Below are 12,098 nucleotides of genomic sequence, written 5' to 3' on the forward strand. Positions count from 1 at the left end.
CAGCGGGCACGTTGGCCGCATGACGATCGAAACGACTCTGACCCGCGCCCAGCTGGGAGCGATGGGCGAAGCGCTCGCCGTGGATCACCTGACGCGGATGGGATTGCGGATCCTGGGGCGCAACTGGCGCTGCCGCTACGGCGAACTCGACGTGATCGCCTGCGACGACGCCACCCGAACCCTGGTGTTCGTCGAAGTCAAAACCCGGACCGGCGACGGCTACGGGGGCCTGGCCTATGCGGTCACCGAGCGGAAAGCCCGGCGGCTGCGCCGCCTGGCGGGGCTGTGGCTGGCCGGCCAGGGTGAGCGCTGGGCGGCGCTGCGCATCGACGTGATCGGCGTGCGAGTTGGGCGCCAACGCACCCCGGAGATCACCCACCTGCAGGGGATCGGCTGATGGCGCTGGGGCGGGCATTCTCGGTGGCGGTGCGCGGATTGGACGGCGCGACAGTGGAAATCGAGGCCGACATCACCTCCGGCCTGCCGGGGGTGCACCTGGTGGGCCTGCCCGATGCCGCCCTGCAAGAGTCGCGCGACCGGGTCCGCGCGGCGGTCACCAATTGCGGCAATGAATGGCCCCAGTCCCGGCTCACGCTGGCGCTGTCACCCGCGACGCTGCCGAAGATGGGATCGGTCTACGACATCGCGCTGGCGGCCGCGGTGCTTTCCGCGCAGCGCAAGCACCCGTGGGAGCGCCTGGAGAAAACGGTGCTGCTGGGTGAGCTGTCGCTGGACGGCCGGGTGCGCCCGGTACGCGGGGTGCTGCCCGCCGTGCTGGCGGCCAAACGCGACGGCTGGCCGGCGGTCGTCGTCCCGGTGGACAACCTGGCGGAGGCCAGCCTGGTCGACGGGATCGACGTCTGGGGCGTGCGCACGCTGCGCCAACTGCAGGGCTGGCTCGGCGCCTCCGGCGGCCTGGACCCCAGGATCAGCGCCGGGACCACGGACCCGGAGCCCACGGCGGATCTGGCCGACGTGATCGGACAGGCGCAGGCGCGGTTCGCGGTGGAAGTCGCGGCCGCCGGTGCGCATCACCTCATGCTGACCGGGCCGCCGGGGGTCGGCAAAACGATGCTGGCGCAACGCCTTCCGGGACTGCTGCCGCCGCTGTCGGACGATGAGTCCCTCGAGGTCACGGCGATCCACTCGGTGGCCGGGCTGCTGACTGCGGATACGCCGTTGATCACCCGTCCGCCGTTCGTCGCGCCGCACCACAGCTCCAGCGTCGCCGCGCTTGTCGGCGGGGGTTCGGGGATGGCCCGCCCCGGCGCGGTCAGTAGGGCGCATCGCGGCGTGTTGTTCTTAGACGAATGTGCCGAGATCAGCGTCAGCGCGCTGGAAGCGCTGCGAACGCCGTTGGAGGACGGGGAGATTCGCCTCGCCCGTCGCGACGGGGTGGCGTGCTACCCGGCCCGCTTCCAGCTGGTGCTGGCCGCCAACCCGTGCCCATGCGCGCCGGCCGACCCGCAGGACTGCATCTGCGCTGCCGCGGCCAAACGCCGCTACCTGGGCAAGCTGTCCGGGCCGCTGATGGATCGCGTTGACCTGCGGGTGCAGATGCATCCGGTGCGCGCCGGGGCCATCTCGGTCACCGACGGCGAATCGACCGCGCAGGTTCGCCAGCGGGTGGCGGCGGCGCGCCACGCGGCCGCCGAGCGTTGGCGCCATCACGGGTTCCGCACCAACGCCGAAGTCAGCGGGACGCTGTTGCGTCGAAAGTTTCGACCCGGCAACGCCGCGATGGACCCGCTGAAGACGGCGCTAGACCGTGGGCTGCTGTCCATCCGCGGCCTGGATCGCACGTTGCGCGTCGCGTGGAGCCTGGCCGACTTGGCCGGCCGCACCTCGCCCGGGCTCGACGAAGTCGCTGCCGCGCTGAGCTTTCGGCAACCTGGGACACAGCGATGACCGATCCGGTGTTGTCCGCGTGGGCTTACCTGTCGCGGGTCGCGGAGCCGCCCTGTCCGGAACTGGCCGCCCTGGTGCGATGCGTCGGCCCGCAGGAGGCGGCCGACCGGGTCCGCCGCGGCCTGGTCAACGACGACCTGGCGCGCCACACCGAGGCCAGGCGCGAAATAGACCTGGCCGCAGCCGATCTCGAGCTGCTCGCGCGTCGCGGCGGACGATTGATCACGCCCGATGACGACGAGTGGCCGCTCGCGTTCGCGGCGTTCGGCGGCGCCGGCGCCCGTCCGCGCGGCGGGCCGCCAATGGTGTTGTGGGCGCTCGGTCCCGCACGCCTGGATGAGGTGTCGTGCCGAGCGGCCGCCGTGGTCGGGACCCGAGCGGCGACCACCTATGGCGAGCACGTGGCGGCGGATTTGGCGGCCGGTCTGGTCGAGCGCGACGTCGCCGTCGTATCCGGCGGGGCCTACGGGATCGACGGCGCGGCCCACCGCGCGGCGCTGGCCGCCGACGGGGTCACCGTGGCCGTGCTGGCCGGCGGGCTCGACGTCCCTTATCCCGCCGGGCATTCGGCGCTACTGCATCGCATCGGTCAGCACGGGCTGCTGTTCACCGAGTACCCGCCCGGTGTGCGCCCGGCCCGTTACCGGTTCCTGACCCGCAACCGTCTGGTGGCCGCCGTCGCCGGCGCGGTGGTGGTGGTCGAAGCGGGCCTGCGCAGCGGCGCCGCGAACACCGCCGCCTGGGCGCGGGCCCTGGGACGCGTGGTGGCCGCCGTGCCCGGCCCCGTCACGTCGTCGGCGTCGGCGGGATGCCATGCGCTGCTGCGCAACGGCGGGGAACTGGTCACCCGAGCCGACGACATCGTCGAACTGGTTGGTCGCATCGGTGAGCTGGCATCCGAGGAGCCGCGGCCCACCACGGCGCTGGACGGGCTGGGCGAGGCCGAGCGTCAGGTATACGAGGCGCTACCGGGCCGCGGCGCCGTCACGGTCGACGAGATCGCCGTGGCGGCCGGACTGGCGCCTCAGCAGGTACTCGGACCGCTCGCGATGCTCGAGGTGGCCGGCTTCGCCGAGCGTCGCGAGGGACGGTGGCGAATCGTCCGCGCCGGCGGCGGCCAAGCTGCAAGGACCACGCGGCTCGTATAGTCGACGAGGGTCGGGTCTGAACAGGAGGATAAGTGGCAGGTCGGCCTCTGCAGAGCTTCGAAGTCGTCGGTACCAAACAGCTCACCCGGCACATGGTGCGGGTGGTGCTGGGCAGCAGGTCTTTCGAGACCTTCGTGCCCAGCAAGTTCACCGACTCCTACGTCAAGATGGCGTTCGTCGCAGACGATGTCGACGTGGCCGCACTGCCGCAGCCGTTGACGCTGGACAGCTTCGCCGACCTGCCGCCGGAGAAAAGGCCCTCGGTACGGACCATGACCGTTCGCCAGGTCGACCCGGCGGCCCGCGAGATCACCATCGACATCGTCGTGCACGGCGAGCACGGGGTCGCGGGCCCATGGGCGGCCGCGGCCCAACCCGGCCAGCCGATCTACCTGATGGGTCCCGGCGGCGCCTATACCCCCGACCCGGCCGCCGATTGGCACCTGCTGGCCGGCGACGAGTCCGCGCTGCCCGCCATCGCCGCCGCTCTGGAAGCGTTGCCCGCCAATGCGGTTGGCAAGGCGTTCATTGAGGTCGCCGGCCAGGAGGACGAAATCCCTTTGACCGCACCGGATTCCGTCGAAGTCAGTTGGGTCTATCGCGGCGGGCGCGCCGACCTGGTTCCCGAGGACCGCGCCGGGGATCACGCGCCGCTGATCGAGGCGGTCACCACCACCCCGTGGCTGCCCGGGCAGGTGCACGTGTTCGTCCACGGCGAGGCGCAGACGGTGATGCACAACCTGCGGCCCTACATCCGCAAAGAGCGCGGGGTGGACGCGACGTGGGCGTCGTCGATCTCCGGCTATTGGCGACGCGGCCGCACCGAAGAGACGTTCCGGCAATGGAAGAAGGAACTGGCCGAGACTGAGGCCGGGACTTAGCGGTGGTACCCCCACCCCACTTCGGGGACTATCAGAACGAGATCTACCTGCAGGGCCTGGCCGGAGTGGCGCCGAAGCTTCCGATGGTCTTCGCGGAACTGGAAGCCAAGGCCGAAAAATCACTGCCACCCTCGATCTGGTCCTACGTGGCGGGCGGGGCCGGCGACGAACGAACCCAGCGCGCAAACTGCGAGGCCTTCGAACGGTGGGGCCTGTACCCGCGCATGTTCGTCGGCGCCGCCCAGCGCGACCTGTCCGTCGACTTGTTCGGCCTGACCCTGCCGGCCCCGCTGTTTATGGCGCCGATCGGCGTCATCGGGCTGTGCGCCCAGGACGGGCACGGCGACCTGGCCACCGCACGCGCGGCCGCGGCCACCGGCGTGCCCATGGTCGCCTCGACGCTGACCGTCGACCCGATGGAAGACGTCGCCGCCGCCCTCGGCGATACGCCCGGGTTTTTCCAGCTCTACACACCGACCGACCGTGACCTGGCCGCCAGCCTGGTGCAGCGCGCCGAGGCGGCAGGCTTCAAGGGCATCGTCGTCACCCTCGACACCTGGGTCACCGGCTGGCGCCCGCGTGACCTGAGTACCTCCAACTTCCCCCAGCTGCGCGGCCACTGCCTGGCCAACTACACCAGCGATCCGGTCTTCCGCGCCAGCCTGCAACGGCCGCCGGAGGAGAACCCGCAGGGCGCCGTGCTGCGCTGGATACAACTCTTCGGAAACGCTTTGACCTGGGACGACCTCGCGTGGCTGCGCTCGCTGACCGAGCTGCCGCTGCTCCTGAAGGGCATCTGTCACCCCGACGACGCCCGGCGCGCCCGGGACGGCGGTGTCGACGGCATCTACTGCTCCAACCACGGCGGCCGCCAAGCCAACGGCGGCCTGCCCGCCATCGATTGCCTGCCGGCGGTGGTCGAGGCGGCCGATGGCCTGCCGGTTTTGTTCGACTCGGGCATCCGCAGCGGCGCCGACGTCATCAAGGCGCTGGCGCTGGGCGCCACCGCGGTGGGCGTCGGCCGCCCGTACGCCTACGGCCTGGCGCTCGGCGGCGTCGACGGCGTCGTGCACGTGCTGCGCACGCTGCTGGCCGAAGCGGACCTGATCATGGCCGTCGACGGCTATCCCACGCTCAAAGATCTCACCCCGGACACGCTGCGGCGCGTCGACTAAGCGGCGGCCGGCGCGCCTGCGACCGTGGGGGAATGCAGGCGATCCTCGAGGAGTTCGACGAGTACCTGGCGCTGCAATGCGGTCGCTCGGCGCACACCCGTCGCGCCTACCTGGGCGACGTGCGCTCGCTGTTCGAATTCCTGGACGGACGCGGCATCGGCCTGGACGGCTTGAGCCTGCCCGTGCTGCGGACGTGGCTGGCCGGGGCGGCCAGCGCCGGCGCCGCCCGCACGACCCTGGCCCGTCGCACCTCGGCGATCAGGGCGTTCACCGCGTGGGCAACGCGGCGCGGACTGCTGACCACCGACCCCGGCGCCCGGCTGCAAATGCCCAAGGCGCACCGCACGCTGCCCGCGGTGCTGCGCCAGGACCAGGCGCTGGACGCCATGGCCGCCGCGAAATCCGGTGCGCAGCAAGGAGATCCATTGGCGCTGCGAGACCGGCTGATCGTCGAGATGCTGTACGCCACCGGTATTCGGGTGAGCGAGTTGTGCGGCCTGGACATCGACGACGTCGACACCCGGCAGCGGCTGGTGCGGGTCCTCGGCAAGGGCAACAAGCAACGGACGGTGCCCTTCGGGGTGCCCGCCGCCGACGCGCTGCGGGCCTGGCTGGACGACGGGCGTCCCGCCCTACTCACCGCGGAGTCTGGCCCGGCGCTGCTGCTCGGCGCGCGGGGCCGCCGGCTCGATGTGCGCCAGGCCCGCACGGTCGTGCACCAGACCGTCGCCGCGGTGAGCGGCGCCCCCGACATGGGGCCGCACGGCCTGCGGCACAGCGCGGCCACCCACCTGCTCGAAGGCGGGGCCGACCTGCGCGTCGTCCAGGAGTTGCTCGGCCATTCCAGCCTGGCGACCACCCAGCTGTACACCCACGTCGCGGTGTCTCGGCTGCGTGCCGTGCACGACCAGGCCCACCCGCGAGCCTGAGTGTGCACCGGCGGCGTCGGGTGTGCGCCCAGGCCGCCACAGCTGCACCCTCGAACACGCGACTAGCCGTCCAGCGGCTTGAGGCGGATGCGGGTCGACTTCAACAGGCCCAGCGGATCGACGTAGTGCGCGCCCGACGCGGGGCCCCACATCGCGCCCCAATGCAAACACGCCGCGGCCTGGCAGCCGGGGTGCCCGGCGACCAGCTCGCCCAGCACCGTCGACGCCGTCACCGGCTGGCCGGCCCGCACCGCCGCCCGGACCGGTTCGTAGCTGGTGTGCAATCCGCCGGGATGGGCGAGCGACACCACCGGCCGCCCGGCCAGCATCCCGGCGAACACCACGGTCGCCTGACCCGCCGCGTAGACCGGCTGGCCGGGGGCACCGGGCAGGTCCACCCCGCGATGCCCGGGATTCCAGTCGGGTGAGGGCGCGTCGAATCCGCGGGAGACCGCCGGCGGCGGCCGCAACGGCCAATCCAACCGAACGTCGTCGGCGGCCGCCGGCACCGCGGTGACCAGGGCCAGGGTTGCCAGCAGCGCCATCCACCGCACTCGTGCAGTTCAGCGCTACGCCGAAGATCGGGCCAGTCAGCGCTGTGGACAAGCACCGTCAAAGCACCTGGCTGAACGGTGTAAACTCCTTCCCGCGGTCCGTGTAAACGGGCTGACTTCGCGTGTCTGCGCAACAACCGGATGTCGAGCGGTCCCGATTAAGGGTTCGACATCTCAGCAGGCACCAGGGCCCGGCTTCACCCGATGCCGGGCGACAACCGAGAAAAAGGACTGGCCGTAATGGCTGTTGTAACCATGAAGCAGCTGCTTGACAGCGGCACCCACTTCGGGCATCAGACCCGTCGCTGGAATCCCAAGATGAAGCGGTTCATCTTCACCGACCGCAACGGCATCTACATCATCGACCTGCAGCAGACGCTGACCTTCATCGACAAGGCGTACGAATTCGTGAAGGAAACCGTCGCCCACGGAGGCACCGTGCTGTTCGTCGGCACCAAGAAGCAGGCGCAGGAATCGGTCGCCGCCGAAGCGACCCGCGTCGGCATGCCGTACGTGAACCAGCGCTGGCTGGGCGGCATGCTCACCAACTTCTCCACCGTGCACAAGCGGCTGCAGCGCCTCAAGGAGCTGGAGGCGATGGAGCAGACCGGCGGCTTCGAGGGCCGCACCAAGAAGGAGATCTTGGGCCTGACGCGGGAGAAGAACAAGCTGGAACGCAGCCTGGGCGGCATCCGCGACATGAACAAGGTCCCGTCGGCCGTCTGGGTCGTCGACACCAACAAGGAGCACATCGCCGTCGGCGAGGCCCGCAAACTGGGCATCCCGGTGATCGCGATCCTGGACACCAACTGCGACCCCGACGAGGTCGACTACCCGATCCCGGGCAACGACGACGCGATCCGCTCGGCCGCCCTGCTCACCAAGGTGATCGCGTCCGCGGTCGCCGAGGGCCTGCAGGCCCGCGCCGGCCTGGGCCGCGGTGACGGCAAGCCGGAGGCGGAAGCCGCCGAGCCGCTCGCCGAATGGGAGCAGGAACTGCTGGCCTCGGCGACCGCCAGCGCCACCCCCGCTGCCACCCCCTCCGCGGGCAACGACGCCGCTGCGGGCGCAACCGAATCAACACCCACGGAAGGCTGATATGGCGAACTTCACCGCCGCCGACGTCAAGCGGCTTCGGGAGCTCACCGGTGCCGGCATGCTCGACTGCAAGAACGCGCTGGCCGACAGCGACGGCGACTTCGACAAGGCCGTCGAGGCGCTGCGGATCAAGGGCGCCAAGGACGTCGGCAAGCGCGCCGAGCGCGCCACGGCCGAGGGCCTCGTCGCGGCCAAGGACGGCGCGCTGATCGAGCTCAACTCGGAGACCGACTTCGTCGCCAAGAACGCCGAATTCCAGGCCCTGGCAGACCAGGTCGTCGGCGCGGCGTTGGCCGCCAAGGCCACCGACGTCGACGCGCTGAAGGCCGCCAAGATCGGCGACACCACCGTCGAGCAGGCCATCGCGGACCTGTCGGCCAAGATCGGCGAAAAGCTGGAACTGCGCCGCGTGCAGTACTTCGACGGCAAGGTCGAGACGTACCTGCACAAGCGTGCGGCCGACCTGCCGCCCGCGGTCGGCGTGCTCGTCGAGTACACCGGTGATGGCGCCGAGGCGGCGCACACCGTCGCGCTGCAGATCGCCGCGCTCAAGGCCCGCTACCTGTCCCGCGACGACGTGCCTGAAGACGTCGTTGCCAGCGAACGCCGCATCGCCGAGGAGACCGCGAAGGCCGAGGGCAAGCCGGAGCAGGCGCTGCCCAAGATCGTCGAGGGCCGGCTGAACGGCTTCTTCAAGGACGCGGTGCTGCTCGAGCAGCCGTCGGTGTCGGACAGCAAGAAGACCGTCAAGGCGCTGCTCGACGAGGCCGGCGTCACGGTGACGCGGTTTGTCCGCTTCGAGGTGGGTCAGGCCTAGCCGGCCGGGGTGAACAGCTAGCGTCACTGTTATGCGACGCGTGCACGCTTTCGGTGATGATGCCCTCGGCGATCTCGACGCGGTCGGCCTCAGCGCCGCCATCCGCGCGGAATGGGTCAGCCGGGCCGATGTCATCGAGGCCGCCATCTCCCGCACCGAGGCCGTCAACCCGGTCCTGAATGGCTTGGCGCACAAGGCGTTTGACCAGGCTCGGGCCACCGCGGCAGGTTCTCCTGCGACGGGCTTTTTCAGCGGCGTCCCGACGTTCATCAAGGACAACGTCGACGTCGCCGGCCTGCCGACGATGCGGGGCGCCGACGCCTGGACGCCGTTCGACGCCGTCGCCGACGGCGAGTTCACCCGGCTGTATCTGGCCACCGGGCCGACAGCGCTTGGCAAGACGCAGATGTCGGAATTCGGGTTCAGCGCATCCGCCGAACATCCCCGACTGGGCCCGGTGCGCAACCCATGGGATACCGACTACACCGCAGGTGCCTCGTCGTCGGGGTCGGGCGCGTTCGTCGCGGCGGGCGTGGTGCCGATCGCGCACGCCAATGACGGCGGCGGCTCCATCCGAATTCCGGCCTCCTGCAACGGACTTGTCGGGTTGAAGCCGTCGCGCGGCCGGCTGCCGCTGGATCCGGAGCTGCGCCGGATGCCGGTAGGCATCGTCACCAACGGCGTGCTGACCCGCTCGGTGCGTGACACCGCCGCGTTCTATCGGGAGGCTGAGCGCGTCTGGCGCAATCCCAAGCTGCCGCCGGTCGGGGACGTCACCGGCCCCGGCAGGCAGCGGCTGCGCATCGCGGTGTTGACCCGTTCGGTGCACCGCGAGTGCAGCCCGCAACTCCGCGAGCTGACGCTGAAGACGGCCAGTCTGCTCGAGGAACTGGGCCACCGCGTCGAACATGTCGACGAGACCCCGGCGCCGGCCGGGTTCTCGGACGACTTCGTGTTGTATTGGGGATTCCTGGCGCTGGCGCAGGTGCGCGCCGGGCGGCGGCTGTTCGGCAAGACGTTCGACCGCACCCGGCTGGACGCCCTGACGCTGGGGCTGGACCGTCACACCAGCCGCAATCTGCACCGGTTGCCTGCCGTGATCATGCGCCTGCGCAGGATGCGGCGCCGCAGCGCGGAGTTCTTCCGTAACTACGACGCGGTGCTCACGCCCACGGTCGCCGACGAAACCCCGCGGGTCGGATACCTCGCGCCGACCGACTATCAGCAGCTGATGCAGCGGCTGATCGACTGGGTGGCGTTCACGCCGTGGCAGAACGTCACCGGCGATCCGGCGATATCGCTGCCGCTGGCCCAGACCGCGGATGGCATGCCCGCCGGCATGATGCTGTCCGCCGACATAGGGCGGGAAACGCTGCTGCTGGAGCTGGCCTACGAACTCGAAGAGGCCCGGCCGTGGGCGCGGATCCAGGACCCCGACGGGGCCGCGTGACTCAGTCCGATCCGAGCTTTTCGAGCATCCGTTTGAACTCGCGTTGCTGGGCCGCAGTCAGTTTGGCCAGGATGCGCGAATCGGCGACCCGGACCGCGCCCTCCGCGCGCTTCAATAGGGTGCGGCCCGCCGCGGTCAGCGTGGCCGGCAATGCGCGCCCGGAGGACACCGACTCCGGTCGGGCCACCGCGCCGATCTCTTCGAGCCTGCGCAGCACCGTGTTCATGGCCTGCGGCGTGACGTTGGTGTTGCGGGACAATTCCGCGCTGGACAGGCCCGGGTTCATCGAAAGGATGCGCATACAAACGAATTCGGGCAGTGTCAGCCCGAGCGGGCCCAAGACCGCGGAAACCTCCGGTCGCAGTACCGCCGCCACCCGGTAGAGCAGGAAACCGAGTGGGGCGTCTTCGATCTGACCCATGTCAATGATATTGACATACGTCGCGGGCCGGCAGCGACCGTATCTACAGAATCGGCCGGCCGCCCGTCACGGCCACCCGCGCACCGGAAATGTAGCTCGCATCATCGGAGGCCAACAGCACGTAGATTCCGGCGAGCTCGGCCGGCTGGCCGGCACGGCCGAGCGGCACGTTGTCGCCGAAGGATTCCACACTTTCCGCGGGCATGGTCGACGGAATCAGCGGCGTCCAGATGGGGCCGGGTGCCACGCTGTTGACGCGGATTCCTTTGTCGCCCAACAGTTGAGCCAGGCTGGCCGAAAAGTTGGCGATCGCGGCCTTGGTCGCCGCGTAGGGCGCCAGGGTGGGGTTGGGGCTGTCGGAGTTCACCGAGGAACTGCCGATGATCGACGACCCGGGGCGCATGTGCGGCAGCGCGGCCTTCGCGAGGTAAAAATAGGCACCGACATTGAGCCGGAAGGTGTAGTCCCATTCTTCGTCGCTGATCTCTTCCAGGTTTTTGTGCATCATTTGGTATGCGGCGTTGTTGACCAGGATGTCGATGCCGCCGAATTCTTTGACCGCCCGCTCGACCACCGCCCGGCAGTGGGCCGCGTCGGAGAGGTCGCCTGGAACCAGCACGCACCGGCGCCCCGCGTCCTCCACATAGCGGGCGACATCGCGCGCGTCATCGTGCTCGTTGAGGTAGGAGACGAGGACGTCGGCGCCCTCCCGAGCGAACGCGATCGCGACGGCCCGCCCGATTCCGCTGTCACCTCCGGTGACGATCGCCCGCTTGCCGGTGAGTTTGCCCGAGCCGCGGTAACTGGTTTCGCCGCAATCGGGCACGGGATCCATCCGGGCCTGCACCCCGGGCGGGCTCTGTTGCTGCGCAGTAAAAGTCATACGCTGCGGCTACCCGCGCGGGTGGCCGCTAATCAACTGATGATTCTGGTGCCGCTGTTAATTCTGTGGTTCCAAGCGAAACGTCATGCGGCGCAATGTGGCACAAAAAGAATGCCGGCCATTCCTACTGGTAATCGAGGCGCAGATCGGGAAATTTGCGTTTGGCCCCGTTTAGCCCCGCGACAAATGGGTTATGCGAATTGCCATGCCGTTGTCGCACCCTGCCCAAGGGGGTGACAGTTCGACACGAAAGGAAATTTGAGCATGAAGGTCAGCAAGACTGCTGTAAAGACGGCTATTGCCGCCGGGGGAATTGCGGCGACAAGCGTTTTCGCCGCAGCGACCGCCTACGCTGCGCCGCCCAACATCCAGGGTTTCGGCACCAGCGAACAACTCGTGGACGGGCCACTGATCACCAACTACACCGTGAGCAACCTGCAACCCAGCAACGCTGTGATCCCCGGCTACACGCCCAAGGGAACGCTCTACCAGGCTGACATCACCGCCAGGTCGGACAGCGGCCTCGTTACCCCGATGGTTAACGACTTCATCGCCCGCGGGCCCAACGGTCAGAACTACCGCGTGATCGACAAGGTGCAGGCCCCGGGCAGCCTTAACCCGGCACCCATCCCGCAGGGCAGTGAATCGACGGGCACGCTGTACTTCGACGTGACCGGCGCACCGCCGAACGGCGTCGCGTACAACGACGGGATGCAAGACGTCCTGATCTGGACGTCGAACGTGCCTGGCGGCGCGGGACCTGCCGCGCCGAACCAGAGCCCGGCACCCGGCGCGCTGCCTAGCCCGGCGCCCAACGGGCCGGCGCACACCTAA

The 12,098-nt window shown here is 69.7% G+C and carries 12 protein-coding genes and 1 pseudogene; 10 read left to right on the plus strand and 3 right to left on the minus strand.

Annotation, left to right across the window (positions count from 1 at the left end):
* Nucleotides 1-19: 19 nt before the first annotated feature.
* Genes A5736_RS02840 through A5736_RS02865 form a run of 6 tightly spaced genes read left to right on the plus strand, consistent with a single transcriptional unit; the run spans nucleotide 20 to nucleotide 6,041 of the window.
* Complete coding sequence (locus tag A5736_RS02840) at nucleotides 20-397, plus strand: YraN family protein (protein ID WP_076122811.1); 378 nt, start codon at nucleotides 20-22, stop codon at nucleotides 395-397.
* Entirely contained in the window at nucleotides 397-1,908 is a 1,512-nt protein-coding gene (locus A5736_RS02845) for a YifB family Mg chelatase-like AAA ATPase (protein ID WP_076244422.1), read from the plus strand. The genes A5736_RS02840 and A5736_RS02845 overlap by 1 nt, the downstream gene beginning before the upstream one ends.
* Nucleotides 1,905-3,056 carry a DNA-processing protein DprA gene (gene dprA, locus A5736_RS02850; protein WP_076244424.1) on the plus strand — a complete coding sequence of 384 codons (1,152 nt, stop codon included), beginning with the start codon at nucleotides 1,905-1,907 and terminating at the stop codon, nucleotides 3,054-3,056. Before A5736_RS02845 ends, dprA begins: the two co-directional genes overlap by 4 nt.
* A gap of 32 nt (nucleotides 3,057-3,088) precedes the next feature.
* Nucleotides 3,089-3,937 carry a siderophore-interacting protein gene (locus tag A5736_RS02855; RefSeq protein ID WP_076244425.1) on the plus strand — a complete coding sequence of 283 codons (849 nt, stop codon included), beginning with the start codon at nucleotides 3,089-3,091 and terminating at the stop codon, nucleotides 3,935-3,937.
* A gap of 2 nt (nucleotides 3,938-3,939) precedes the next feature.
* Nucleotides 3,940-5,112, plus strand: a complete 1,173-nt coding sequence (locus tag A5736_RS02860; protein ID WP_076244427.1) for a lactate 2-monooxygenase — start codon at nucleotides 3,940-3,942, stop codon at nucleotides 5,110-5,112.
* A 32-nt stretch (nucleotides 5,113-5,144) separates the two neighbouring features.
* A complete protein-coding gene (locus A5736_RS02865) occupies nucleotides 5,145-6,041 on the plus strand; it encodes a tyrosine recombinase XerC (protein WP_076244428.1) in 897 nt (298 codons plus the stop codon).
* Nucleotides 6,042-6,112: 71 nt separating this feature from the next.
* On the opposite strand, the pseudogene A5736_RS02870 reads toward A5736_RS02865, so the two are convergent.
* Nucleotides 6,113-6,556 (minus strand): annotated as a pseudogene (locus A5736_RS02870) (M23 family metallopeptidase); the annotation flags it as partial.
* Nucleotides 6,557-6,835: 279 nt separating this feature from the next.
* On the opposite strand from A5736_RS02870, the gene rpsB reads away from it, so the two are divergent.
* From rpsB to A5736_RS02885, 3 genes are read left to right on the plus strand one after another with little or no spacing between them, the layout of a single operon-like run.
* Nucleotides 6,836-7,693, plus strand: a complete 858-nt coding sequence (gene rpsB, locus A5736_RS02875) for a 30S ribosomal protein S2 (RefSeq protein ID WP_076122157.1) — start codon at nucleotides 6,836-6,838, stop codon at nucleotides 7,691-7,693.
* Between the two features lies 1 nt (nucleotide 7,694).
* The gene (gene tsf / locus A5736_RS02880) at nucleotides 7,695-8,510 is read left to right on the plus strand and encodes a translation elongation factor Ts (protein WP_076121924.1); all 816 of its coding nucleotides are present in this window, start codon (nucleotides 7,695-7,697) and stop codon (nucleotides 8,508-8,510) included.
* A 31-nt stretch (nucleotides 8,511-8,541) separates the two neighbouring features.
* Nucleotides 8,542-9,960 carry an amidase gene (locus A5736_RS02885; protein WP_076244431.1) on the plus strand — a complete coding sequence of 473 codons (1,419 nt, stop codon included), beginning with the start codon at nucleotides 8,542-8,544 and terminating at the stop codon, nucleotides 9,958-9,960.
* 1 nt (nucleotide 9,961) lies between these two features.
* Here the strand turns inward: A5736_RS02885 and A5736_RS02890 are convergent, their stop codons facing one another.
* Together A5736_RS02890 and A5736_RS02895 are read right to left on the minus strand one after the other, a co-directional pair.
* Nucleotides 9,962-10,381, minus strand: coding sequence for a MarR family winged helix-turn-helix transcriptional regulator (locus A5736_RS02890; RefSeq protein ID WP_076244433.1), 420 nt, complete (start codon nucleotides 10,379-10,381; stop codon nucleotides 9,962-9,964).
* 43 nt (nucleotides 10,382-10,424) lie between these two features.
* Nucleotides 10,425-11,264, minus strand: a complete 840-nt coding sequence (locus A5736_RS02895) for a glucose 1-dehydrogenase (protein WP_076244434.1) — start codon at nucleotides 11,262-11,264, stop codon at nucleotides 10,425-10,427.
* A gap of 264 nt (nucleotides 11,265-11,528) precedes the next feature.
* Here A5736_RS02895 and A5736_RS02900 point away from each other — a divergent pair, with 264 nt between their 5' ends.
* Nucleotides 11,529-12,098: an MPT63 family protein gene (locus tag A5736_RS02900; RefSeq protein WP_076121937.1), complete on the plus strand. Its 570-nt coding sequence runs from the start codon at nucleotides 11,529-11,531 to the stop codon at nucleotides 12,096-12,098.

It is taken from the genome of Mycobacterium sp. SP-6446 (assembly GCF_001954045.1).
In the GTDB taxonomy this organism is placed as follows: Bacteria; Actinomycetota; Actinomycetes; order Mycobacteriales; family Mycobacteriaceae; genus Mycobacterium.